Genomic DNA, 23881 nt, shown 5'->3' on the forward strand with positions numbered 1-23881 from the left:
CCCCACTCCATGGCACCGGCCGCGGCACGCGGGAGTCCTGCACCGCGCACCGATCCGGCCGGTCCGGCCTGATCTGCTCACTCTGCACCAGCCGGGGCCCGGTTCCGGCCGGATCGGCACCGGAGTGGGTCTGGCCCCACCCACCCGTACGGCCAGGCCCATACGGCGCCACCGGCCGCAGGCCGAACGGAGCCACCGCTCCCCCTTCTCCGGGCCGACGGGCCGACGGGCCGACGGGCGATCAGCCGGGCACTGCGTCCCGGGAATCATCGGCACGTGTCAGGGCGTCGGCGCGGTAGTCGCGGGGGGTGATGTCGTATGCGGTGCGGAAGGTGCGGCTGAAGGCCGTCGTGCTGGTGAAGCCCCAGCGGGCGGCGATGGTCTGGATGAGCTGCTGCCGCAGATCGGGGCGGGCGAGATCCGCACGGCAGCGTTCGAGCCGACGCCGGCGAATCGTCGCGGCGACGCCCTCGGGTTCGTCGTGGAAGAGGGCGTGCAGGCTCCGCAGTGAGAGGTGGTGATGGTCGGCGATGACGCGCGGCGTCAGGTCGGGGTCCCCGAGGTGGTGCTCGATGAAGGCGTTGACCCGGCGGAGCAGAGTGTGGGCCCGTAGCTCGGCGGACTGCTCCACCGTGGAGCCGAGTTGTCCCGCCAGACACGAGGTGGCCAGGTCCACGGCCATCTCCCCCAGCCCGCCCAGCTCGTGGGGCGAACAGTCGGGGCCCTTCTCGGCGAGGTCCACCAGGAACCCGGCCAGGATCGCGGCTATGCCCGCGCCACCTCGAACGCGCCGCCCGAGGAGCTTGTCGACCTGCTGCGAGGGCAAGGGCATCCGGGCCTTGGGGATCTGCAGGACGAACACCTCGACGCTGCGGCCGTCCATCCCCGAGCCGGACTCGTACGGGCGGGAGGTGTCCCACAGCACCATGTCCCCGGCACCCGCCTCCGCCTCCCCGCCCTGCTGCGCGAACCAGGCGGATCCGCTGGTCACCAGCCCGAGTTGGTACTGCTCCGGGTCCCCTTTGCGGATCAACGCCGGGGTCCGCCGCGAGCGCAGCGGGGCGTAGGTGAACCTGGCCATCTGGGCGGCACCGAGGTCCAGCAGCCCGCCCTGCGCGTAGAAGCCGCCGGTGTCCTCCGCACGGAACGCCGTCGGCAGCAGCACATGGGACACCACCTCCGCGAACCAATCGAACCTGTTGTGAGGCGGCACTTCCGCCGCAGTCATTCTCTGCCACACCGTCGAAGCTCCCCCGTGCCCGCTGCCTGCCGCCGGGGGCCTCGGCCTCCGGCGGTGTGCAGTCTGCTGGATCGAGCAAGATCGCGCCACCGTCGCCCGGCGGACGGCCCCGCTCCCTGAACCCTCACTCCGGGTCCGTCCAGGCCCTGCGGCTGCACGCATCGTCAAAAAGGACTGCACGCGATGCACACGGCCGCCGTCCGGTGACGCATAGGCTCCCTCACGCAGTCCGAACGGGGGCCGGGTCGTCTGCCCTCCCACTGGGAGGGCAGACGAGGGCACCGGGCATCGTTTCGTCGCATACGGCCAACGACTCACGGGCCCCAGTACCGGCCTTCCCTTCCCACCGGCCCGGCCTGATTTCTTTTCTCCGGCATTCCAAAAAAGGGGGACTCTCATGCGTATCAAGCGGGTGGCTCAGGCGGTCGGAACGGTGGCGCTCGCCCCGCTCCTCGTACTGGCCACGAGCGCGGCGGCCCACGCCGACTCGGACGTCCACTGGACCCACAAGCCGGACAACAAGTGTCTTGAGGTGCACTACAACTGGGCCGGGACGCCCGACAACGTCGGAGTCGACAGCTGCGGCAGCACCACCACCGCCTTCTGGCACGACGTCCAGATGAGCGACGGGAGCTGGCTGGAGCAGGACAAGTCAGATCCGGCTTACTGCATGACGGCCTACACCGACCACGACGTCTACATGGAGTCCTGCAGCGGCAACAACTACCAGCGCTGGGACGAGATCAACACGGGCAACGGCTGGAAGCTGCGGAACCGGCAGACGGGCGAATGCCTCGACAGTGACGGAAGCTCCGTCTACATGCATGTGTGCAACGACGGCGTCTATCAGCTCTGGGTCTGACGGCCCGACAGCCCGACGGCCTGACGCAGGGAGTCCAAGCCCCTGTTGTGCTCTGCGCGTGGTAACTCGGTTGCGAGGGGCTTGGTCACCTGGGCGAAGATACCTGCATGAGCCGAGAGACGGATGAGGTACGCGAAGCGATCGCAGGCGAGCTGAGCCTCATGGACCCCGGCGTGCGTAGGTCGCGCTCGCTTGCCCGACAGCTACTGGACCCGGACTTCGCAGAAGTCGGCGCTTCGGGGCGGCGGTGGACGTACGACGAGATGCTTGCCGCGCTGCCCGAGATGGACGGCGCGACAGAAGGCGGTCCGCGCTACGAGCCCGCAGAGATCACCGGTGTCCTGCTGGCACCCGGGCTGGTGCACCTCACCTACGAGACCACGATGGCTGGAGACCGGGCACGGCGGAGTTCGCTCTGGCGCAAGCAGGGTGCGGCCACGACGTGGCAGATGTACTACCACCAGGCCACACCCATCCCGCCCGACAGCGTGTAACGGCGGGTCCCGGACGGGGACTCATACGCGAAGTACCTGTTCCGCCATGTCCCGGATGGCGTTGGCCAGTGTGTCGGGCGCGGTGAGGTGGGCGATGTGTCCCTGGCCGGCGAGCGTGACGGTCCGCGCGTTCGGCAGCGTTGCCGCCAGATCGGCCAGGCGCTCGCGCAGGTGGGCGGGGCTTTGGTCGCCCTCGATCAGGTCCGTCGGCGTCGCGAGGTTCGCGAAGCGGTCGGTACCGACGCCGAGTGCGTCGATTGCCTCGTCGTCCGCGATCTGGGCCGGCGCGTAGGCGGCGGACGCCGCTCGCACGTGCTGGTCGGCGAACATCGCATCGACCGTTTCCGCAGGCATGCGGACGGTGTCGCGCATATGGATCCGCATCGCCTCGACCGGGTCGCCCGCGTCGAGAGCGGCACGCGCATGTGCTCCCGCCGCCCCGGCGATCAACTCCCGAGTGGGCAGGGGAGGTTCGTAGAGGAAAAGTCCGGCGAACGCCGCCGGGGCGAGCAGCGCTGCTTCCAGCGCGGCGACGGCGCCCGAGGAATGCCCCACGAGAAGCACCGGCGCGTCGAGGAGTCCCGCGACGGCGACGATGTCGGCTGCCTCGACGGCCATCGAGTGGGGTAGTGCGAGGTCCGCTCCGGGGGCGTAGATCCTTCGGTGGATCCTGACGACGCGGTAGTCGTCGGTCAGGTGGCGGGTGACGCCGTTCCATGTCGTCGCGTCCCCACCGCCCGGGTGGACCACCAGCAGGTTCGGCCCGGATCCGTCGTCGAGAGCGGTGAGGGGGCGGAGGTCGTCGGATGATGCGCGTAGCTCGGTCATGCGCATCAGCTTGCACGGGTACGCCGACATGGCGCCGACAGCCGGCCGACATCGGGTGGCGGTCGGCCGGGCGGGCGGCGTCGTCGGCGTTGTCAGTCCCGTCTCGGGGCGAAGTCGGTGGCGGGCTCGGTGGCGTAACGGCTCATCACCTGGATGCTCTCCTGTGGGGCCGGCGCCCGGCCGCCGGCGAACATCTCCTCCAGGTCCCGGAAGTACTGCACGTACAGGTCCGGCGTGAAGGTGCTCAGCATGACGGCCGGCCGGTCGGTCGTGTTGGCGAAGGTGTGCGGGGCTCCGGGCGGGACCATCACGAGCGTGCCCGCGGTCGCGTCGTAGTCCTTGTCGCCGACCGTGAACCGCACCGTGCCGGAGATGACGTAGAAGCCCTCGTCGTGCTGGGCGTGGCGGTGCTGGGGCGGTCCGGGCGTGTGCGGCGCGAGGACGGACTCGGCGAGGCCGAGACGGTGCCCGGTGTTGCTGCCGTCTTCCAGGACACGCATGCGCGTGCTGCCCAGGAGGATCGTCTCGCCGTCGCCCGGACCGACCACCGATACGGCGGGGTCGGCCATCCGCTCACTGGTATTGGGTTCGCTGGTCCTCGGTTCGCTCGTTCTCGGCTCGCTGGTCCTCGGTTCGTCGGTCATGTGTCGATTCCACTGCCGGGGCCGCCCCGAAGTCCAAGACCCATTCCGTGATGTCGATACCGCACGGGTATCGTCACACCATGGAGCTACGCACACTGCGCTACTTCGTCGCGGTCGCCGAGGAGCTCCACTTCGGCCGGGCCGCCGCCCGGCTGCACATCAGCCAGCCGCCGCTGAGCCGGGCGGTCAAGCGGCTGGAGACCGAGGTCGGCGCCGTACTGTTCGACCGGTCGTCCACCGGTGTCGCGCTGACTCCGGTGGGGGCGGTGCTGCTCGTCGAGGCGCGTGCCCTGCTCGACCGGGCCGACCGGGTACGCGTACGCGTGGCCGCGGCGGCCGGCGCCGCGACCCTCACCGTCGGCGTCCTGGGCGACAGCACCGACCCGGGCGCATCCCGGCTGGCCGACGCCCACCACCGGCTGCACCCACGCGTCGAGGTCCGCGTCCGCGAGGCCGGCCTGACCGATCCCACCTGCGGGCTGCGCGCTGGACTGGTCGACGTCGCCCTGACCCGCGGCCCGTTCGACGAGACCGGTCTGACCGTGCGCGTACTGCGCGCCGACCCGGTGGGAGCGCTGCTGCGTGACGACGATCCGCTGGCCCGCCGCGGCAGTCTGAAGCCGGCCGACCTGGCCGGTCGCCGCTGGTTCCTGTTCCCGGAGGGCACCGACGCCATCTGGCAGTCGTACTGGAACGGCGGGGAACCTCGCGAGGGCCCGGTGGTGCGTGCCGTCCAGGAGTGCCGGCAGGCCGTTCTCTGGAACGGCACGGTCGGCATGACCCTGCTGAACCACGAGCCGGGGGCGGGGCTCACCGTGGTACCGCTGATCGGCATGGAGCCGAGCCGCGTGGTCGTGGCGTGGAACGAGGGCGACAGGAATCCGCTGATCCGCTCGTTCGTCCGGTCCGCGATCGCCGCCTACCACGACGACTGAGACCTCACCGTCGGGACCGGACCGTGCCCCGTTCTCCGTATGGTCCGCCGCACGCCTCCACCGCAGCCGCCCGCTCAACGGGCCATCAGGTCCCGCAACGCCCTCGCGATGTCGGCCGGAGCCTCCTCGGCCATGAAGTGACCGCAGGAGACGGTGGAGTGCTCCAGGTCCGTGGCCCAGGCACCCCACAGTGCGGCGGCCTCGTAGCCGAGGGCCGCGCCCCAGTCCTGCTGGAGGACCGAGACCGGCATCGTGAGCTGCCTGCCGTCCGCGCGGTCGGCCCTGTCGTGCTCCACGTCGATCCCGGCGGAGGCACGGTAGTCCGCGACGATGGACGGCACGGCGTTCCGGGAGGCGTCCAGGTAGACCTCGCGGGTGTCGGCCGGCACGGCGTCGGGGTTCTTGGCCCAGATGTCGAGGAAGTGGGAGAAGAACGCGTCGGCGCTCGCCCCGATCATCTTCTCCGGCAGACCGGGCGGCTGGGCCATCAGGTACAGATGGAAGCCGACCGCGGCCGACCTGCCGTGCAACGCCTTCCACATGTCCAGGGTCGGCAGGACGTCCAGGCAGGCCAGGTGGCTGACGGCGGCCGGGTGGTCGAGCCCGGCGCGAAAGGCCACGAGGGCGCCCCGGTCGTGTCCCGCGAGAGCGAAGCGCTCGTGTCCCAGGCTCCGCGCGAGCGCGACGACGTCGTTGGCCATGGTCCGCTTGGAGTACGTGTCCGGGCCCTCTTCCCGGGGCTTGTCACTGTCGCCGTAACCGCGCAGGTCGGGGCAGATGACCGTGTGGTCGGCCGCGAGATCGGCGGCGACGTGCCGCCACATCAGATGGGTCTGCGGAAAGCCGTGCAGCAGGACGACCGGCGATCCGGTACCGCCCACGGCGACCGTGAGCTCGACCCCGTCGTCCACCTGGATCCGCCGGTGATCGAATCCCTGGATGGTGTGTGCCATGGCGCTTCTCCTCTGTCCGGTGAACATCTCCGTACGGATCGCCGCGGCTCCGTACGGGCCGCTGCGGCACGGGACCGGCCGGCGGTGTCCTCAGTCTGCGAGGCTTCGATCAGCAGGGGATGAACGCCTGTGGGCCGGGCGGTTCCGCGGGCGAGGGTACGAAGGGGCGACGAGGGTGCGTGTGGAATTCGGGGTGCTGGGGGCGGTGGTCGCCTGGAACGGGGCCGGGGACCCGCTTCCCCTCAAGGGGCCGAGGCACCGCGCGGTCCTGGCCCGGCTGGTCGTCGCCCACCGGCGGGTCGTGCCGGTGAACCAGCTGGTGGCCGACCTGTGGGACGAGCCCCCGGGCGATGCCGTGGGCACTGTGCGCACCTTCGTCGGCGGACTGCGGCGGGCCATCGAGCCGGAGCGGCCGCCCAGGACCCCGCCGCGGCTACTGGTCACGGAGGGGCCCGGATACGCCCTGCGGGTTCCGAAGGACGACGTCGACGCATGGCGGTTCGAGCAGGTGATGGATGCCCTGGGCAGGGCCGGGCCCGCCAAGGTGGCGGAGCGGCTCGCCGAGGCGCTGGGCTGGTGGCGCGGCCCCGCCTTCGCGGACTTCGGCGACGAACACTGGCTGCGCGCGGAGCGCTCCCGGCTGACCGAACTGCGCCTGCACGCCGTCGAACGCCGGGCCGAGGCCCGTATCGCCCTGGGGGACGCGGCCGGGGCCGTACCCGATCTGGACGCGCATGTGGCCGCGCATCCGTGGCGGGAGGAGGCGTGGCGGCTGCTCGCGCTGGCCCTGTACCGCTCCGCCCGGCAGGCCGACGCGCTGTCGGTCCTGCGGCGGGCCCGCGCCATGCTGCGCGAGCACCTGGGCGTGGACCCCGGCCCGCGGTTGCGGCGGCTGGAGGAGGACATACTGCGGCACGCGGACCATCTGGACCCCGACACCGGGTCCACGGTGGACCAGGTGTGGGCCAGGGCGGCCGCCGCGTACGAGGGTTCTCTGGCCTCCCGGGCCCGGACCCGGCTGGAGTCGACGGCCGGTCTCATGCGGGACCTCGCGGTCACCGGCGGGGGCGGGCTGGAGTCGGCGCGGCAGCACCGGGTCGCGGCCGTGGCCGCCGCGGAGCAGCTCGGTGATCCCGAACTGACGGCGCGGGTCATCGGGGTGTACGACGTACCGGCGATCTGGACGCGCTCGGACGACCCCGAGCAGGCCCGGTGGCTGGTGGGAGCGGCGGAGCGGACCCTTCGGCTGCTTCCGTCTGGGGGCCATGACGCCTCGCGCTGCCGGCTGCTGGCGACCATCGCCGTGGAGTCGCGGGGCAGCCTGCCCGCGGACGGACCGGTGTCCGGGGTGGCGGCACGGTCCCTGCGGGCGGCCCGGCAGGCGGAGGAGATCGCCCAACGGCTCGACGACGCCTCGCTGCTCGCCTTCGCCCTGAACGGCACCTTCATGCAGACGTTCCGGCGGGCCGGACTGGCCGCCCGCCGGGACGCGATCGGAGCGGAGCTGGTGGCGCTCTCGGAGCGCCACCAGCTGGTGAGGTACGAGGTCCTCGGCCACCTCGTCCGCGTCCAGGCACGGTCCGCGCTGTCCGACCTGGCCGGTGCCGACCGGCATGCGGCGGCGGCCGACGCGCTGGCCGCCCGCCACGATCTGCCGCTGGTGTCCGTCTTCACCACCTGGTACCGGGCGCTGCGGGTCGCCATGACCGGACCGCCGGGCGCCGCCCTGGCCGCCTACGAGGAGGCCGCGGGGTGTCTGCGCGGGGCGGGCATGCCCGGGTTGCGGAAGGGCCTGTTGCCGTTGGCGCTGCTGAGTGTGCGCCTGCGGCACGGGGAGCCGGTCGCCGTGGACCGCGAGGCCGACTGGGGACCGTACGAGTCCTGGGTGCGTCCGGTGCTCCTGGTGGGCGAGGGACGTGACGAGGAGGCCGGTGCGGCTCTGCGTGCCATCGGGCCGCCGCCGCGCGACCTGATGTCCGAGGCCATGTGGTGCCTCGTCGCACGGGCCGGCGTCGCGGTCGGCGACCGGGCCGTGATGGCGCGGGCCCGGACGGAGCTGGCGCCCGCCGCGGCCGAACAGGGCGGTGCGGGCAGCGGTCTGATCACGCTCGGACCGGTGGCGGACCATCTCGACATGCTGGCCGCGGCACTGGCCTGATCGCGGGCCGTCCGGTCGCCGCGGTCCTCAGGCCAGGGACTTCCCGGACTCGACGACCACCCCGTAGAGGTCGGCGATGGTGGCGAGCGCGCTGTGGTGGATCTGGTCGGCGGTCAGTTCGGTGCCCACCGACCGCAGGGGCCGCGTCGCGCAGGCATCGGCGACCACCGTGGGCCGGTTGCCACGCAGGAACGCGCCCTCCACGGTGAACGTCACGCACATGTGCGTCATGAACCCCGCGACGATGACGTTCTCGTTCCCGGCGGCATCGACGTGCTCGCCCAGGTCGGTGTCGACGAACGCGTTCGGGGCCTTCTTGACGACGACGGGCTCGCCCTCGACCGGCGCCACGCTCGGGTGGATCCGGCCGATCTCCGCGCGGATGTCGTACGGGGTGCCTTCGCCGCCGTCGTTGATGACATGGATGACCTTCGTGCCCGCCTCCCGGGCCCTGCCCAGGAGCGCGGCGGCGGAGTCCAGCGCGGCCCGCCAGCCCTCCAGTTCCATCACGCCGCCGACGTAGGTGTTCTGGTAGTCGACCAGGATCAGGGTCGCATCGGCGAGCGACGCGGGCGTCTCGTCGCAGCCGTTGAGTGCGCGCAGGGTCGTCGTGGCCATGGGTGTACCGCCTCAGGTGTTGTGCCGGAGTAGCGCTGGGTGTTGTGCCGGGTGTTGTGCCGGAGCAGATACCGGGTGTTGTGAACGCTACGACCGACCGCAGCATGTCGGCAATGCCATCTAACATGCAGATACCGACATCGCTATGGCCGACCTGACGGAGACCCCCATGAGCACCGTCGAACGACCGGACGGAGACCGCCCATGAGCAGCACCGTCGAACGACTCGTCGTCATCGTCCTCTTCGACGGCGTCGACCTGCTCGACGTCACCGGACCACCGGAGGTGTTCGCCCTCCTGCGGCGCGAGACGGACGACGCGGCGGGCTACACCGTCGTCCTCGCCGCCCGGACCATGGACCCCGTCACCACATCCGCCGGCGTGCGCATCCTCCCCGACACCACCTTCCACGACGTGTCCACGCGGAGCATCGACACCCTGCTGGTGCCCGGCTCGGTCGAGGTCGACGGCAACCGCCGCGTACGCGCCCTCACCGACCCCACCGTGGTCGGCTGGGTGAAGACGCTCGCCGCCGGGACCCGCAGGGTCACGTCCGTCTGCGTCGGGGCGCACATCCTCGCCGCCGCCGGACTGCTGGACGGCAAGCGCGCCACCACCCACTGGTCGACCGCGCAGCAACTCGCCGCCGACCACCCCGCGGTCGAGGTCGACGCCGACCCGATCTTCATCCGCGAGGGCGACGTGTGGACCGGCGCGGGGATCAGCGCCTGTCTCGACCTGTCGCTCGCCCTCGTCGCGGACGACTTCGGCGAGACCGTCGCGCTGCGCGTCGCCCGGCAGCTCGTGATGTACCTGAAGCGGCCGAGCGGGCAGAGCCAGTTCAGCGTGCCCCTGGAACCCGTCTCCACGACACGGCGCATCGAGGACCTGCGCCACCACATCATGGACAACATCGGCGAACGGCTCACCGTCGCGGACCTCGCCGCGTACGCCCACGTCGGCGAGCGGCAGCTCACCCGGATCTTCAAGGCCGAACTCGGCATGACCCCGAGCGCCTACGTCGAATCGGTCCGCGTCGAAAGGGCCCGCAGCCAACTCGAATCCACCGATGCCACGCTCGAACGCACCGCTTCCACCTGCGGTTTCGGCACGACCGACACCCTCATCCGGGCGTTCCGCCGACAGCTCGACACGACACCGACGGAGTACCGGCTCCGCTTCCGGTCCGGCTCCGGCGCGTCGCCGGGCGGGCCCGGCCGGAGGAACCAGGACACCCTGCCGCGTACGGACTGACGCGCATGGCGCACGACGGAGCCGTCGCCCCGCTCCGGACGGCGAGGAACCCATCGAGCGATTCACCCCGGATCCCCCGCTCCGCATGCGGGGGAATACGAATCAGTCGTCCAGTGAGAGTGCGTTCTTGGCGCGCGTGATCGACGCCTCGGCGGCGGGCCCGCCAGGGTTCTCGGTGATCAGGTCCTGGTTGAGCGTGACGAAGGGGCGCATCCGCCACTCGTAGCGGGAGAACGCGGCGCGGTGGTCGCCGGGTGTCCGGGCGAGGCAGTCGGCCAGCACATGGGCGCCCACGAGGGCCAGGCTGGTGCCCTGTCCCGTGAGCGGGGAGGGGCAGTACCCGGCGTCCCCGAGCAGGGCCACCCTGCCGTGGGACCAGCGGTCCATCCGGATCTGGGCCATGGCGTCGCAGTAGAAGTCGGGTGCCTCCGCGGCGGCCTTGGCCAGGCGGGCCCCCTCCCAGCGCAGGGATGCCAGCTTGTCGACGACGAGTTGCCGCAGGGTGGCGCTGTCGCGCGGTTCGCGGGCGAGGGGGCCGGACTCGAAACCGAAGGCGATCCTCAGCTCCGTACTGTCGCGTACGGGCATGACGCCGAAGCCCACCTCGCCGTCCCGCAGCCACACCTGCCAGTCGTCGAGCCCGAGGAAGTTGTCCGCGCTGAACACCGAGAGGTAGCTCCCCAGGTGACGGGCGAAACGCTCCTCGGGGCCGAACACCAGGCGCCGTACGGCCGAGTGCAGGCCGTCGGCGCCGATCACCAGGTCGAAGGTGCGGGACGCCCCGTGGACGAAGTCGACGCGCACACCGTCACCGTCCTCCCGGAGCGCGGTGACGCTGTCCCCGAAGAGGTACTCGGCATCCTCGCGCGTGTGCTCGTGCACCATCCGCACCAGGTCCTCGCGGAGCAGTTCGATGTCGTCGCTGTCGAGCCGGCCACTGCTGAAGGTCGACTCGGTGGAGCGGTCGATCTCGTGCCCCTCGGGGTCGAGGACCGACATGCCGCGCATCCGGGTACGCACCTTCCGCGCCCGCTCCAGCAGGCCCATCCGCCCGACGACATCGAGAGCGACACCGCGTATGTCCACGGCCTGCCCTCCGGGGCGCGGGCGCGGGGCGCGTTCGACGACGGTGGGCGCGAAGCCGCGGCGGTGCAGCCAGTGGGCGAGCACGGTCCCGGCGATTCCGCCGCCGGAGATGAGAACGGTCTGCATGGGAAACTCCTTCGATACGCTGTACGCAAACTGAACGTACGGCGTACGCACACCCTCTTCAACTGACCTAACCCTCCTGCTGTACTAGGACAGTTGACATCAGGGCGGCATTCTCACCGCTCCTCTCTGCACTAGTACAGAACGGAAAGGCCGCAGGACGTGACGAAGCCCACAGCAACACCCGCCGAACCGCCCTATCTGCGCATCGTCGCCGCGATCCGCCGCCGCATCGCCGATGGCGAACTCGTGGCCGGGGACCGCGTTCCCTCGACCCGTCAGATCGCCCGGGAGTGGGGCGTCGCGCTCGCCACCGCCACCAAGGCCCTGACCACGCTGCGCCTTGAGGGACTCGTCGAGACCCGGCCCCGGACCGGCACGGTCGTGGCCGGAACCGCTCCGCCGGCCGCATCCCCGGCTTCCCCCTCCTCTGCCTCCTCCTCAGCCGGAGCCCCCGCCTCCGCCTCCGCCTCCGAGCAGGAGTTGACCCTCGAACGGATCGTCCGTACGGGCATGGACATCGCGGACGCCGAAGGGCTGTCGGCCCTCTCCATGCGCGGCGTCGCGGCCCGTCTCGGCGTGGCCGCCATGTCGCTCTACCGGTACGTCACCGGCAAGGACGACCTCGTCCTGCTCATGGCCGACACGGCCTACGGCGAGGAGTCCTATCCCGCCGACGCGCCCGAGGGCTGGCGCCCACGGGTCGAGCTGGGGGCCCGGACCCTCTGGACCCTGTACCGCAGGCACCCATGGCTGGCCCAACTCGGCCCCATATCCCGCCCGTTGCCCCTGCCCAACCTCATGGTCCACGGCGAATGGGTACTGAGCGCCCTCGAAGGCCACGGCCTCGACCCCACCCGGCTGTTCGACATCCACGTACTGATCTACAGCCACTCCCACGGCCTGGCGGTGCACCTGGAGCGGGAGGCACAGGCCGAGGCGGCCACGGGCCAGTCGGACGACGAGTGGATGGACAGCCGCGCCCCCACCCTCCAGTGGCTGGCGGAGTCCGGCCGCTTCCCCGCCTTCACCCGGATCGTCGGAGCCTTCGGCGACGGCTACGACCTGCGTCTCGACGCCCTGTTCGAGTTCGGTCTCACGGCGCTCCTCGACGGTCTGACGCCCATCATCGAGGGCCGGGAGGTCACCAGCCGGTGGACCACGAGTCGGGAGGCCACCACCCCGTGAACCCCTCCCCGGTCCTACTCTGTGGCCATGGACATATCCCCCTCGGATCCGGCCGCCCACGGACGCGGAGATGACACCGGTCATGGAGGTGAACGCCATCGCGGCCCCGCCGGCGGGCTGATCATCTTCCTCAACGGCACGTCCAGTTCAGGCAAGTCGAGCGTTGCCAGGGAGCTGGTCGCCCTCCTCGACGAGCCGTCCTTCCACATGCCCGTGGACGCGTTCCACGCCATGCGGTCGGGTCCCGAGCTCGCACCGGACCAGCTGGACATCGTGCTCAGGCGCACCTGGATGGGGTATCACCGCGCGGTCGCGGGCATGGCCGCCGCGGGCAACACCGTCGTCGTGGACCACATTCTGAGCGAGCCCTGGCGCCTCCAGGACTGCCTGGCCCTGTTTCCGCCCGCGGACGTCGTCCTCGTCGGTGTGCGCTGCCCGCTGCCGGAGCTGGAGCGCCGGGAGCGGACGCGCGGTGATCGCCCGGCGGGGCTGGCGGCCCGCCAGTTCGACCGGGCCCATGCCCACGGCAGCTACGACGTCGAGTGCGACACCGGCGGTTCGAGCCCTGCCGAGTGTGCTCGGGACATCAAGGAGTTCCTCCGCCGTCGGACGACACCCACCGCCTTCCAACGCATGGGGTCGGCAACCCGGGAGGGTAACGGCGTCGTGGCAGGGGCCCGGAGGGAGTAGGCGCGACATCGGCAGTGTGGCGGCCCACAGCATTGCCGGAGAACCCACAAGAAGGCGCGGCCCGGCCGGTGGCAAGGTTATGCGCATGAACGATGTCCGGGAAGTGATCTGCCGCCCCCGTCGAAGACTCCCCTGGTGGTTCCTGGTCGGGCTCGGTGCCGCCGGAGCGTCCCTGGCCGCGGTGCGCGGGGCGTACCGCGGCACGTTCCTGGACGCGTGGCTGAGCATCGGCGTACTGCTCGCCCTGTTGGGCGTCCTGGCGCTCGGCATGGTCACCACCCGGGTGAGCGCCGACGCGTACGGCGTACACAGCCGAACGCTGCTGCGCCGCCGGAGTGTCCCGTGGGGCGACATCACCGGCCTGCGGATCCTGCTGAAGCACGAGAGCAGCCACCGGATACCGGAGGTCCGGCGGGTCGGCCTGGTGCTGCGCAACGGGCGCAGACGGCTCCTGCCGCTGCCGCAGTGCGGGTTGCCGGACGACCGTGCGGAGTTCGACGCAAAGGTGGACGCGCTCCACGCGCTGCACGTCCGTCACGGAGCCCCGGATTCGAGCCACATCCCCGTCATCTCGCGCCGCACCGCCGGGCGCTCCGTGTCCTGGGCGCTGATCCTGTGCGCGCTGCTGCTGGCCGGTGCGGGGGCGGCCGCGTGGGCCGTGCCGGACTCCACCTCCTACGCACGCGCGTGGCAGTCGGCCGTCCCGTGCGCCGCCGGAGCCGGCGCCGGTACGGGCACCACGGAGCGCCGCGACTGTCTGACCACCGTGCCCGCCGTGATCGCGAAGGCAGCGGTCCGCAGGCCCAAGCAGTCCAGTTGGCTGTACTTCGCCGACGGCCGCCCGCTGGAGCGGCTCGCGGTCTCGCGCGAGGGCGCGCAGGGTTTCGGGCCGGGCGACAGCGTGGAGGTGACGTTCTGGCGCGACCGGGTGATGAAGGTCGCCGGAGCGCACCACGTGTGGCGCGAGCATGTCTCCGCCGCCGGGGAGATGGCCGTCCTCGCGGCCGCGCTGGCCCTGACCGCGGGCTACCCCGCTGCCCGGGTGCTGCTGCGCCTGCGCGGGCGGCGGCTGCCGGACGACGAGGTGCTCCCGTCGGCGCTTCCGTTCGTGGGCGTCCTCGTCGGTACGGCCCTGTGGCTGCTGCCGCTCTGCTACCGCCACCCCACGGACCCCTTCACCTCTCCGGCGACGATCGCCTGGGCGGCGGCGGGCTCGGCGGCCACGCTGGGTCTGTCCGTCCTGGCCTGGCGGGCCACCCGGGTGCGTACGCCCCGAGCGGCGGAGTCCACCGGGAAGCCTGGGAAGGCGGGGGCGGCGGACGAGGTGTTCGTGGCTGCCCGTTTCCTGGAACAGACCGACTACAACCCGCACTTCTTCGGCACCCACATCGTCCTCGGCGACGGCCCGCCCGCGGTGACCCCGCACTCCGGCCCCGGCCGCTTCGCGGCGAAGCCGATCCCGGTGGAGCGGCTCACCGTCAAGGGCGTACGGCGGCTCCGGGGCAGCGACGGCGACACCGTCCCCGGCGGCTGGCACATCGCCGAACTCGACGACGCGGGCAGCCCGGTCCGCCTCGCGGCCGCCCCGGCCGACCTGACCCGCATCATCCGCGAGCTGCGCCCGGCAGCGGGGTGAGCCACGGTCGCGGATGCCCGGACGGCTCCGGCGGGGCCCGCAGTCAGGGGCCGGTCGGGGGCCGGTGCCGGGCGGCTCACCACGCGGGTGGCCGACACCTTTCCCCTCCACGAAGCGGCGCGGGCCCACCGCCGGCCGGCCGGGGGAGGAATCCGCGGCCGACTGGTCCTGGTGCCCTGACCGGGGCGTAACCGAGCGCCCACGGAGAGGGCGTCAGCAGGGGGCGGTGGAGAGGACGTCAGCGGCACATCAGCCGGACGTCAGTGGAACAACAGCGGTGAGGCCGAAGCTATGGGCAGACCAACTGCCGTACCCGGCAGCGCGGTCGCGCCGGCCACGTCACACGGGGAAGACCCGAAGCCCCGCACGCGTACCACCGCCGGCACACGGACAGCAGCGCCCCGGTCACTCCCCCGTGCCGGGGCGCTGCGATGTCATGAACGGTGTCGGGTGCGGGGCTCCGGCAGGTGGGGCGGTGCGTCCTGCGGAGTGGGAAGTACCCGTACCAGGCGGGCCGGCGGGGAGAGCGCCATCAGGGCGGGGGACAGCGTCATGCCCAGGCCGTCACCAGGAGGGCGGTGCGCAGCGCCCGCTCCTGTGCGAGGAAGCCGCCGAGCAGCGAGCCGACCGGGGCCAGTCCCATCCCGGCGAAGTTGATCCTCGCGGCCACCCGGCCCTGCGTCCCGTCCGGGGTGACGGCCTGCCGGACGGCCATGACCGTGACGTTCACCAGTTGGCCGAAGGCCCCGAAGACGAAGTTGACCGCCATGAGCGAGGGGACCGTCACCGCGGTCGGACCGTGCGGTACGGGCAGGCACAGCATCACGCCGTCGCCGAGCACCGCCGCGGACACGAGCACCGGCTGTCTTCGAGCGCGCTGTTGCCGCGTACCAGCTGATCGCGTCCCGCCAGCCGTACGAGAGAGGTCTGGTAGGCCACGTCGAAGAACACGGACAGGGTCCCGACGGCGAAGGCGACCACGAGCAGCACCGGCGTCTGCCCCACCGCACACAGGACACCGAGTCGGCCGGCGTCGGCGTCGGCGTCGAGGGCCAGTACGGCGATCAGCGGAAGGATCACCAGGCCTGCGTGTTCGCCGAGTTGGGAGGCCGTCTGGCCCACCCAGAGCCGACGGAAGTCACCGTCCCGCCACAGGCCTGACGGGGCAGGGCACCCGGAATCGGACGCGGAGGAAGGAGGAGCAGAGGAAGAGGAAGCGGACGGCACATGGACCCCTCGGGTTGCCCAAGCCGCGATCCACCGACCAATGCCCGTGGATGACGTTCGGGAAAGTAGAGGAGTGCCTTGTGACCGGCGGTGACGGGAGTTCTTCACGCTTCCGGCACACGCAGTCGGCACGGCACTTCCGAGATGCGGGTTTCCCATACGCCGACGGCGGTCCCGGCTGCGTTCGACGACCCGAATCCGATCACGCAAGTGCGGGGCCGGCAGCCGGTGCGGAACCGGGTCAGCCCCAGAACTCCCGCAGGGCGGCGTTGACGGCGGCGGGCTCCTGGGTGTGCGGGTAGTAACCGGGCACCCGCAGGAGGCGGCCCCCGAGGGAGTCCGCGAGGGACTCGGCCACGGCCATGAGAGGCAGCCCCACGTGCTCGCGGTACATGGCCGGCGCGCTCTCCCAGGTTCCGCAGATCACCAGAATCGGCAGGGCGGCACCCCGGACCACCTCCAGTGGGATCTCCGCCTCCCAGATGGGCCGCTCCCTCATGGATGTGGCAACGGCACGGAGCCGGCGCGACGTTGGCTCGGGCATGGTCATCCCCAACCCCTCGGTGGACGCACGTAGATACTGCTCCGGCGTGACGCCGTCCGGGATGCCCGGGGCACCGTCGCGCACCCGGTCGAGGAGGTCGGCGACGACTGGATGGTGCGCGGCGGCGGTGAAGGCGGAGGGCTGGATGAGGGCAAGGGAGCGGACGAGGTCGGGTCGGCGCGTGGCGGCGATGAGCGCGGCGACGGCGCCGTTCCCGTGCCCCACGAGGTGGGCGCCGCCGGGCCCCACGGCGGAGGCCCCTTCGCCGAGCACCTCCACGATGTCCTCGGCGTCGACGTCGAAGTCGCTGCGCGCGGTGTCCGGGCTGTCGCCGTAGCCCCGGCGATCCATCATGAGGAGCCGCCGGCTGTCCGCGAGGGGCCGCTGCCCGGCAAACCCGTACATGGAATCGCTGCCCCAGGCGAAGATGTTGTGGATGAAGAGGGCGGGCGCAGCAGCGGCCGCCGGGGTCACCGGGGCCCCCGAAGCTGTCGTGGCCCGGCCTCCTCCGACCCCATCGCGGTCATCCCACACGGTCACGTGCACGGCTGCCATAGGTCTTCCTTCCGAAGCCGAGGAACATCAACTGCCATGAGACTAAACCTCGATCCACGGCTGATGCCTGTGGATGAGGCCAGGACAGGGCCCGCCACCCGGCGCGCGTCGGATACGCCGACGGTTCGGGTGGGGGAAGGCTCGCTGTGCCGCATGTCGAAGGCAGCACGCGATGACAGGCCGGTCACGGGCCTACGACGTCGACGCGCGCTCGGGCGACCGGGCATGTCCCGGCTCCTCATGGGTCGTTCGCAGCCTCGGGGTGTGTTCGTTCCGAAGGTACCGCCGCCGGGCGAGGGCCGGGGCCGTCCGCAGAGGCCTCACGGGGTGAACGTGTCGGTACGGTCCGATGCTGTCCGGCGCGGCCGGACCGAAACTCGGTGTCCGTGGCTGGGCCGTCGGCGTTAGCGTGCGTCGTATGACCGAAGCCGATCTTCCGCCCCGTCTGACCCAGCTCACCTTCCACGGCCCCCTTTCCGAGGCGCGGGCCGCGCGGATCGTCGACCGACTCGGCCGGGCCGTCCCGGCACGGGTTCTGGACATCGGTTGCGGCTGGGGGGAGCTGATGCTCCGCGTCCTCGACGCGGTGCCGGGGGCGACGGGGACCGGGATCGATCTCAACGGCGAGGACATCGCCCGGGGGCGCGCGAATGCCGAGGCCCGTGGGCTGGCCGGACGCGTGGAGTTCGTCGAGGGGTCCGCCGAGGGGGCGCCGCACGGGTCCGCCGACCTCGTCCTGTGTCTCGGGGCCAGTCACGCCCTCAGCGACGCGGAACCGCCCGAGCACAGTGCCGGCGCCCTGCGTGCGCTGCGCCGGATCGTCGCGCCCGGAGGGCGTGTTCTCCTCGCCGAGGGCTTCTGGCAGCGCTCCCCCACCTCCGCCGAACTGGCCGCGATGTGGCCGGACGCCCGTGCCGACGAGTTCCATGACCTGGGCGGACTCGTGGATGTCGCGGTGTCCGCCGGGTTCCGGCCGGTCTGGATCGAGACGGCCGACGGCGACGAGTGGGAGGACTTCGAGTCCGGCTATCAGGCCGACGCGGAGGAGTGGCTGGCCGCTCACCCGGATCACCCGCTGGCGCAGGAGACGCGCGAGCGCGTCGACCGGCACCGGTCGAGCTGGCTGCGGGGCTACCGCGGAGTGCTCGGCATGGCCTACCTCACCCTGGTCCCCGTGGGCTGACCAGGGCGAACGCGACCACTCCGCCCGGCTCTCTCCTCGGCGGCGGAGCGGTCGCGTGCAGGTTCTCGTCGGCAGCGTCAGCTGATGCTCGCTCGACGAGCCGGTTCGCACGTGTCCCAGCGCGTTGGACCGTTGGTCGGTCTCAGGCGCGTGCCTTCTCCCACGGTTCTCGGTGCGGAGGTCGCAACGGGAGTACGGCTCGTCAGGCGCTTCGGTCGGCGAGGCGTGACGCCGTCCTGCCCCTGCCGGGACTCCGGGTGCCGCGTGACGCCGAGGGGCCCGCCCGGGGACTGTCCCGGGTCCGAGTGCCGGGGCCGACCGATCAGTCTCCGGTGGGCGGCTCCTCGACAGACGGCCTTTCCGCCCGTGTCTCCTCGACGGGGGTTTCCCCGGTCGAGGCGAGCGTGAGTCCCGCGACCATGCGGGCGTACGCCTGGGCCGCCCGCTCGTCGAGCTCGGGCAGGGGGATGCCCGTGTCCCGGGCATATGCCTCGCGGAAGATCGCGTACCCCATCTGCGCCGCCGCCGTCATCACGTGCGCGGCCACCGCGTCGGCGCCCTCGGGGAGTGCGCCGTTGTCCAGGTCCCGCTCCAGGCTCTGGCGGGTCCGCTCGAAGCGCGGCAGCGGGCTGAATCCGTCGTCGCCGTCAAGGGCCAACAGGGTTTCCAGCCGCACCAGTTCGGGTTCCTCGACTCGGTAGCGGAACATGGCCTGCCGACGCTCGCGGAACGGCAGCTCCCAGTGACCGTCGTTCTCCGCCGCCCGACGCTCCACCAAGTCGGCGGCGGCGGCCCGGAGCAAGGACTGCCTGGAGCCGAAGTACTGGTAGATCTGGCCGTGGTTGACGCCCGCCTCGGCCGCGACCTCCCGAAGATTGATGCCGGCGAGGACCCCGTCGCGGTCGAGGAGACGGCGCGCGGCGGCCAGCAGGTCGGCCTCCGTCTCCTGGAGCTCTTCGAACGGTACGACCTGCTGCTCCTGCCGACCGTGCCGACCACCGCCTGGCCCGCCGAGGGGCCCGACACGCTCAGGGCGATCCGGGAGGGCACCCTGCCGATCGCCTTCACTTCGATCTTCAATGACACCGGGCACCCCGCGATCACCGTCCCCGCCGGCCTCGCCCCCGACGGCCTGCCGTGCTCCGTCCAGCTCGTCGCCCCGCACCACCGGGAGGACAGGCTGCTGGCGGCGGCCCGGCTCGTCGAGGAGTCGGAAGGCACCCTGCGGCCGCCCGTGTCCATGCTCGGCGAGCGGTGAGCAGGTGGCGCTGAGAAGGAGGCGCGGTTCTTGAGAACCGGCAACAGTTCTACGCGGCGAAGCCGATGTTGGTGACGTACTCGTACTGGCCCCACTGCGAGCCCAGGTCGACGATCGTGTCCCCCCAGGCGTCGTCCAGCCCCTGCTGGTCGCCGGATTCCCAGGCGTCGACGATGCGGTCCCAGCGGCGGACGTTCATCGTGCGGTACTCCACCATCCGCTGGAGCGGGCGCGGCACCTGCGACTGGTTCAGCGGATGGATCTCCACCCGCGTCCCGCCGTCGGCGTTCAGGCGGCGCAGGAGATGGCGGGCGACGTTGTGGCGGCGCACCTGGCGGTAGGCGGCGTCGATGCGTGCCAGGTTGGCGTGGGACGGCCGGCGCTTCTCGTCCAGCCATGCCTTCAGCGTACGGTCGGTCACCGTCAGCCCGGCGTCCCTGGCCGCCCTGCGGCTGTGTTCCGTCCTGGTCAGGTAGTGCAGGCGCGCCATCAGACCACGCTTCACGGTCACCGGGGTGACGATGCCGCCCGACAACTCGTCGAGCTTGCGTGCGACGGCGTCGCTGCCCTTGATACCCCGGGCGCCGAACTTCCCGAAGTCGAGGGTCCTCTCGGGCATCTACTCGTCCTCCCCCGCCATGTCCTCGGTGTCGCCGCTGTGCCCGGTTTCCTCGCTGCCCGCAGTGTAGGTGTCCTTCGTCTTGACCTCGGTCACGCCGCGGCCCTCGGGAAAGACACGGTGCCAGTCGCCGATGACGTGGAGCTCGTCGGTTCCCATCGCACGTACGACGGTGAGGCCCTCGTCGTGGGCCTTGAGGGCTTTCATCCAGAGGTTGGCGAACGCCTGGCTGCGGATGATGTGCATCCAGTCCGGGCGGTAGAGCTCCCGGTTGTAGTTCGACTCCCCCATCGTGGAGACGAACTTCGAGTACATCGCCTTCACATACTCCAGCGTCACCTCGTCGTCCTCGGCGATCGCCGTGTCCCGGGCGTCCTTGAGGGCGACCCGGAACTTCTCCAGCAGGTTCTCCGTCGCACCGGACGTGTAGGACTCATGGATCTCCGGGGGTGCGCACAGGGCGTGCTTCGGGCCGGAGAGACGCAGCAGGAGGCGCAGGGTCGGTTCGGTGACCCAGAGCGGGCCGGGCTCGTCCCGGTTGCCGATCGGGTTGGGCAGCACCGCCCCGTGTTCCCACTGGGGCGGGGTGATCAGGTGGACACCGGCGCGGCGGCGGTCGTGGGCGAAGCCGGTGGTGTGTTCCAGCTGGCCGAGCGGGAGGTGGGTCTTCAGGGCGGAGAGGTAGGCACCGTTGATGTCGAGTGCGGTCACCTCGTGGCGGCCGGGCGGCAGTTCGTGACGGGTCCACTTCGGACGCGCCTCCCAGATCCGGTCCGCGCCCTTGGAGGTCTGCTTGCGCAGGATGTCCGGGATCCACGGGTGCGCGACGATGTCGTACCGCGCTCCCTTGCGGGTCTCGTCCAGCAGCCGCATCGCGTCCGGGATCGCCCGCTTCAGCAGCGCCGCGAGGGACGCGTCGACATCGCCCTGGTGCTCGGCGAGGGCCGCCCGGACCGTCCGGCCGATCAGGTCGCCCGGCCCGGAGTGCTCCTGGAACGCGCGCTTGGCCGGGCCCCGGGAGGGCCGGGGCCGGGGGGTCGGGGACTTGGGAGCCCGGGGGTCGGATGAGGGGGCGGTGGGCTGCGTGCCCGTGCCGGTGGGCTGCGTGCCGGTGTCAGCGTCGGTAGTGGCAGCGGTGGCGGGTCGGCAGTCGGCCGGGTCCAGGTGCTGGGCGAAGCCCGCCACCCGGTGACGGGCCGGTGATCCGCACAACACGCACGGCTCGGGGGCGGTGAGCGACTCCACGTCGTCCCCGGCCTCGTACTCCCCGGAAACCGGCGACGGCGGGGAGCCATCGGGCCCGATGGGCTCCTCGGGCTCCGCAGCCTCCTCGGGCTCCGCTTCCTGCTCCGGCTCGCTGGTGAACTTGGCGGCCAGTCCGTCCAGCAGATACGCGTACTTCGTGCGGATCTCGTCCGCCGGGTCGCGGCCGTTCTCCCACCCGCCGACCGTGCTGGGGCTCACGCCGAGCGTGCGGGCCACCTGCGCCTTGGAGAGCCTGGCCCGCTCCCTCAGCTCCCGGCGGACGTCCGGCGGCGGAAGCTCGGCCTGCGGGCCGACGGCCGCGAGCAGCGCGTCGATGGCGTCGAAGTCACTCACCGGAGCGCTCCCTTCGCGGCGATGGCGGTGTCATGGAGGGTCATGGGGCCCGTCAGATGTACGTGACGGGGTTACGGGACAGATGCGGGCTGCTGGTCAAACGGCCGACGCGCGGGTCGTCACGAAGGAGTTCGCCTTCGAGAGCGTAACGGTCACCGTGCTTGGAGATCCCGATGATCCTCGCGACCGCGAGGACCGTGCCTTCGGTGTTGATGATCTGCACCTCGTCCTGCGACAGGGCCCGGTCGGCGTTGAACTTCCAGATGCCCCGGCCGGCTTCCCACGCCTCGTCCTCGCTCATGCCCCGGCGCCACCCCAGGGTGGTCCGCATCAGACGGTCGTCCGGGTGTGCCGCGCGCTCGGGGCCGATCTGGATCTGCAACACCCGTCCGCCTCCCGGAGAGATACTGTTCAACTTGTTGGAAAGTTACCATGCACGCCGTCGGAGTGGGGCGTGGCGGGCGGTGGTGAACCCTTCGGCGCGTCATGGAGGAGCCGGGCCACCGCCCGGAGAAACTCTCGCCATGACCGACGCATCCAGAGCAGTCCTCGAAGGCGGCCCCGGCGATCTCCCCGACCGGATCGTCCCCCTCACCGAACCCGGGCCCGACATCAAGGTCCCGTTCCGTGGCGGGTACGAACATTTCAGGGCCACGGCACGCCACCAGGAAACGGCCGAGGGGAAGCTGCCCGTCTACGAATGGTGGGAGCGCACGGAAGTCCCCGGATAGCCGGAGCCTCCGGACAGCCGGACCTCCCCGGACAACCGGACCTCGGCCTGCGCATTCGAGGATGCGCGACCGGTTCGCCGCACGTCCGTTCGGACCCCATCTCCCCGGCCCCGCACGGCTGTTGCAAGACAGTGACAAAGCCCCGATGAACGTCGGCGTCCGTTGTGTCGTCGTTCCCAGTGAGTGCACCAATCGACATGTAGGTGTCCTTTGGTGCGAAAGGTTGTTCTCACGATCGAAAGGGGCAGATCTGTGATGATCTCGAATCGGCGCTCCCTGCGCATGGCCGTCGTCGGTGTCCTCGGCGCGGCCTCCCTCGCTCTCACGGGCACCGCGATGGCGGCCACCCCGGCCGCGCACACCGCGTCCCCGGCCGTCGCACAGCAGGCCGTACCCGTCAAGGCAAGCATCACGGCCAAGGCGTCGGTGTCCTCCGTCCGTGCCTGGCAGCTGTTCCGCGTCACGGGCCGGACCACCGGTCTCAAGGCGGGCAGCAAGGTGACCCTCCAGCAGAAGCAGCACGACAAGTGGGTCAGCCTGCCCGCCTCCACGAACACCCTGCGGGACGGCTCGTACTCGCTCGGCGTCGAGCTCGGGCTGAAGGGCAAGAACGACCTGCGCATGGTCAGCGGCACCACGGCCTCGCCGGTCTTCCACGTAACGGTCCTCTGAGGTACGTCGCCGCGGCGGCGCGCCTCCAGGGGCGCCGCCGCGGCGGTGGGAAGCACCCGCAGAACCATTGAGCAGAACCTTTGAGCGGAACAAGGAGTGTTCAGGATGCGCATGACCCGAAAGTTCGCCGTCGCCGTAGCCACCACCGCGCTGATCACGGGGGTCGTCGGTGCGGGTGCCGCACAGGCTTCGCCCGCGGCGGCCGGCGGCTCCGCCCCCTCGGCCTGCCGACCCGCCAACCACCTCGCGAAGATCACCGAGGGGCCCGCCAGCAGCGGGCACAGCCACTACCGCGTGACGCTGACGGCTCCGCGCGGGTACGAGTCGTGCAAGCTGGCCGGTTCGCCGATCGACGTGCGGTTCTCGAACCACGGTTCGGACGTCGGGATCACCCCCGGCCGCTACGGCGACCAGACGACCGTGGTGACCTTCGGTCCGGGACACCCGGTCCACTTCGACATCCAGGTCCCCAACAACGCCCACGGCATCGCCGCGCAGGAGGCGTCGTTCACGCTGCGGGCCCCGGACGGCGAGATCCCCGGCACGTCCTTCGCCGACGGCAAGCTGACCGTGGCCGCCGGTACCCTCATCGGCCCGGTCGAGCGCGGGGAGTCCTGACGCCCTCCCGCACCCTCGGCACGCCCCTGAAGCGGTGCCGGGGCGGCGGGGCTCCTGGCACCGCCGCCCACGCGGGCCCGGCCGGGGGACCCGCCAGGACCGCCTGAAACAGGGCCGGGGCCAGGACCGACGGCGGTGGCTGATCGCTCCGCCGCCCGTCCCCGGC

General features: G+C 71.6%; 24 protein-coding genes and 1 pseudogene. 13 read left to right on the forward strand and 12 right to left on the reverse strand.

The features are described 5' to 3' along the window. Window positions 1-241: 241 nt before the first annotated feature. Window positions 242-1228, reverse strand: a complete 987-nt coding sequence (locus GA0115234_RS00220) for an AraC-like ligand-binding domain-containing protein (RefSeq protein ID WP_093538779.1) — start codon at window positions 1226-1228, stop codon at window positions 242-244. A gap of 409 nt (window positions 1229-1637) precedes the next feature. On the opposite strand from GA0115234_RS00220, the gene GA0115234_RS00225 reads away from it, so the two are divergent. Together GA0115234_RS00225 and GA0115234_RS00230 are read left to right on the forward strand one after the other, a co-directional pair. Beyond that, entirely contained in the window at window positions 1638-2102 is a 465-nt protein-coding gene (locus GA0115234_RS00225) for an RICIN domain-containing protein (RefSeq protein WP_093538780.1), read from the forward strand. Between the two features lie 107 nt (window positions 2103-2209). Then, on the forward strand, window positions 2210-2596 hold the full coding sequence (locus tag GA0115234_RS00230) for a nuclear transport factor 2 family protein (protein ID WP_093538781.1): 387 nt from the start codon (window positions 2210-2212) through the stop codon (window positions 2594-2596). A 21-nt stretch (window positions 2597-2617) separates the two neighbouring features. On the opposite strand, the gene GA0115234_RS00235 is transcribed toward GA0115234_RS00230, so the two are convergent. Continuing rightward, on the reverse strand, window positions 2618-3424 hold the full coding sequence (locus GA0115234_RS00235) for an alpha/beta fold hydrolase (protein WP_093538853.1): 807 nt from the start codon (window positions 3422-3424) through the stop codon (window positions 2618-2620). Window positions 3425-3516: 92 nt separating this feature from the next. Further along, window positions 3517-3993, reverse strand: a complete 477-nt coding sequence (locus GA0115234_RS00240) for a cupin domain-containing protein (protein ID WP_161275520.1) — start codon at window positions 3991-3993, stop codon at window positions 3517-3519. A gap of 155 nt (window positions 3994-4148) precedes the next feature. On the opposite strand from GA0115234_RS00240, the gene GA0115234_RS00245 reads away from it, so the two are divergent. Further along, a complete protein-coding gene (locus GA0115234_RS00245) occupies window positions 4149-5003 on the forward strand; it encodes a LysR substrate-binding domain-containing protein (RefSeq protein ID WP_093538783.1) in 855 nt (284 codons plus the stop codon). Between the two features lie 74 nt (window positions 5004-5077). Here GA0115234_RS00245 and GA0115234_RS00250 read toward each other — a convergent pair whose 3' ends face one another. Beyond that, the gene (locus tag GA0115234_RS00250) at window positions 5078-5956 is read right to left on the reverse strand and encodes an alpha/beta fold hydrolase (protein ID WP_093538784.1); all 879 of its coding nucleotides are present in this window, start codon (window positions 5954-5956) and stop codon (window positions 5078-5080) included. A gap of 175 nt (window positions 5957-6131) precedes the next feature. On the opposite strand from GA0115234_RS00250, the gene GA0115234_RS00255 reads away from it, so the two are divergent. After that, on the forward strand, window positions 6132-8114 hold the full coding sequence (locus GA0115234_RS00255) for an AfsR/SARP family transcriptional regulator (RefSeq protein ID WP_093538785.1): 1983 nt from the start codon (window positions 6132-6134) through the stop codon (window positions 8112-8114). A gap of 27 nt (window positions 8115-8141) precedes the next feature. Here the strand turns inward: GA0115234_RS00255 and GA0115234_RS00260 are convergent, their stop codons facing one another. Further along, a complete protein-coding gene (locus GA0115234_RS00260) occupies window positions 8142-8732 on the reverse strand; it encodes a cysteine hydrolase family protein (RefSeq protein WP_093538786.1) in 591 nt (196 codons plus the stop codon). A 204-nt stretch (window positions 8733-8936) separates the two neighbouring features. Here GA0115234_RS00260 and GA0115234_RS00265 point away from each other — a divergent pair, with 204 nt between their 5' ends. Next, window positions 8937-9986, forward strand: coding sequence for a GlxA family transcriptional regulator (locus GA0115234_RS00265; protein WP_093538787.1), 1050 nt, complete (start codon window positions 8937-8939; stop codon window positions 9984-9986). A gap of 102 nt (window positions 9987-10088) precedes the next feature. Here GA0115234_RS00265 and GA0115234_RS00270 read toward each other — a convergent pair whose 3' ends face one another. Next, window positions 10089-11198: an FAD-dependent monooxygenase gene (locus tag GA0115234_RS00270; protein WP_093538788.1), complete on the reverse strand. Its 1110-nt coding sequence runs from the start codon at window positions 11196-11198 to the stop codon at window positions 10089-10091. Window positions 11199-11357: 159 nt separating this feature from the next. Here GA0115234_RS00270 and GA0115234_RS00275 point away from each other — a divergent pair, with 159 nt between their 5' ends. The 3 genes from GA0115234_RS00275 to GA0115234_RS00285 all read left to right on the forward strand — a co-directional run bounded on the left by GA0115234_RS00275 (window position 11358) and on the right by GA0115234_RS00285 (window position 14709). Continuing rightward, entirely contained in the window at window positions 11358-12383 is a 1026-nt protein-coding gene (locus GA0115234_RS00275) for a TetR/AcrR family transcriptional regulator C-terminal domain-containing protein (protein ID WP_093538789.1), read from the forward strand. A gap of 27 nt (window positions 12384-12410) precedes the next feature. Further along, window positions 12411-13073 (forward strand): chloramphenicol phosphotransferase CPT family protein, encoded by a 663-nt coding sequence (locus GA0115234_RS00280; protein WP_093538790.1) that lies wholly within the window; start codon window positions 12411-12413, stop codon window positions 13071-13073. An 85-nt stretch (window positions 13074-13158) separates the two neighbouring features. Beyond that, the gene (locus GA0115234_RS00285; RefSeq protein ID WP_093538791.1) at window positions 13159-14709 is read left to right on the forward strand and encodes a PH domain-containing protein; all 1551 of its coding nucleotides are present in this window, start codon (window positions 13159-13161) and stop codon (window positions 14707-14709) included. Window positions 14710-15143: 434 nt separating this feature from the next. Here GA0115234_RS00285 and GA0115234_RS00290 read toward each other — a convergent pair. Together GA0115234_RS00290 and GA0115234_RS00295 are read right to left on the reverse strand one after the other, a co-directional pair. Then, a pseudogene (locus GA0115234_RS00290) lies at window positions 15144-15936 on the reverse strand (hypothetical protein). Between the two features lie 241 nt (window positions 15937-16177). Continuing rightward, window positions 16178-17035: an alpha/beta fold hydrolase gene (locus tag GA0115234_RS00295; protein ID WP_093538792.1), complete on the reverse strand. Its 858-nt coding sequence runs from the start codon at window positions 17033-17035 to the stop codon at window positions 16178-16180. Between the two features lie 418 nt (window positions 17036-17453). Here GA0115234_RS00295 and GA0115234_RS00300 point away from each other — a divergent pair, with 418 nt between their 5' ends. After that, window positions 17454-18218, forward strand: coding sequence for an SAM-dependent methyltransferase (locus GA0115234_RS00300; protein ID WP_093538793.1), 765 nt, complete (start codon window positions 17454-17456; stop codon window positions 18216-18218). Window positions 18219-18540: 322 nt separating this feature from the next. Here GA0115234_RS00300 and GA0115234_RS42060 read toward each other — a convergent pair whose 3' ends face one another. Next, entirely contained in the window at window positions 18541-19149 is a 609-nt protein-coding gene (locus GA0115234_RS42060; RefSeq protein WP_093538854.1) for a TetR/AcrR family transcriptional regulator, read from the reverse strand. Between GA0115234_RS42060 and GA0115234_RS42065 the strand changes: the two genes are divergently transcribed. Then, window positions 19057-19476: an amidase family protein gene (locus GA0115234_RS42065; protein WP_256088498.1), complete on the forward strand. Its 420-nt coding sequence runs from the start codon at window positions 19057-19059 to the stop codon at window positions 19474-19476. The two genes, GA0115234_RS42060 and GA0115234_RS42065, sit on opposite strands and share 93 nt — an antisense overlap. Window positions 19477-19525: 49 nt before the next feature. Here the strand turns inward: GA0115234_RS42065 and GA0115234_RS00315 are convergent, their stop codons facing one another. The 3 genes from GA0115234_RS00315 to GA0115234_RS00325 are packed head-to-tail and all read right to left on the reverse strand — an operon-like array spanning window position 19526 to window position 22079. Continuing rightward, complete coding sequence (locus tag GA0115234_RS00315; RefSeq protein ID WP_093538794.1) at window positions 19526-20095, reverse strand: transcriptional regulator; 570 nt, start codon at window positions 20093-20095, stop codon at window positions 19526-19528. Continuing rightward, on the reverse strand, window positions 20096-21694 hold the full coding sequence (locus GA0115234_RS00320) for a helix-turn-helix domain-containing protein (RefSeq protein WP_093538795.1): 1599 nt from the start codon (window positions 21692-21694) through the stop codon (window positions 20096-20098). Window positions 21695-21746: 52 nt separating this feature from the next. Continuing rightward, window positions 21747-22079: a hypothetical protein gene (locus GA0115234_RS00325; RefSeq protein ID WP_093538796.1), complete on the reverse strand. Its 333-nt coding sequence runs from the start codon at window positions 22077-22079 to the stop codon at window positions 21747-21749. 139 nt (window positions 22080-22218) lie between these two features. On the opposite strand from GA0115234_RS00325, the gene GA0115234_RS00330 reads away from it, so the two are divergent. The 3 genes from GA0115234_RS00330 (at window position 22219) to GA0115234_RS00340 (ending at window position 23715) form a co-directional block, all read left to right on the forward strand. Further along, window positions 22219-22425 (forward strand): DUF5988 family protein, encoded by a 207-nt coding sequence (locus tag GA0115234_RS00330; RefSeq protein WP_093538797.1) that lies wholly within the window; start codon window positions 22219-22221, stop codon window positions 22423-22425. A gap of 255 nt (window positions 22426-22680) precedes the next feature. Further along, complete coding sequence (locus GA0115234_RS00335; RefSeq protein ID WP_176729026.1) at window positions 22681-23097, forward strand: hypothetical protein; 417 nt, start codon at window positions 22681-22683, stop codon at window positions 23095-23097. A 105-nt stretch (window positions 23098-23202) separates the two neighbouring features. Beyond that, complete coding sequence (locus tag GA0115234_RS00340) at window positions 23203-23715, forward strand: DUF4232 domain-containing protein (RefSeq protein WP_093538799.1); 513 nt, start codon at window positions 23203-23205, stop codon at window positions 23713-23715. The last annotated feature ends 166 nt before the right edge of the window (window positions 23716-23881 follow it).

It is taken from the genome of Streptomyces sp. DvalAA-43, assembly GCF_900091725.1.
Classification (GTDB): domain Bacteria; phylum Actinomycetota; class Actinomycetes; order Streptomycetales; family Streptomycetaceae; genus Streptomyces; species Streptomyces pulveraceus.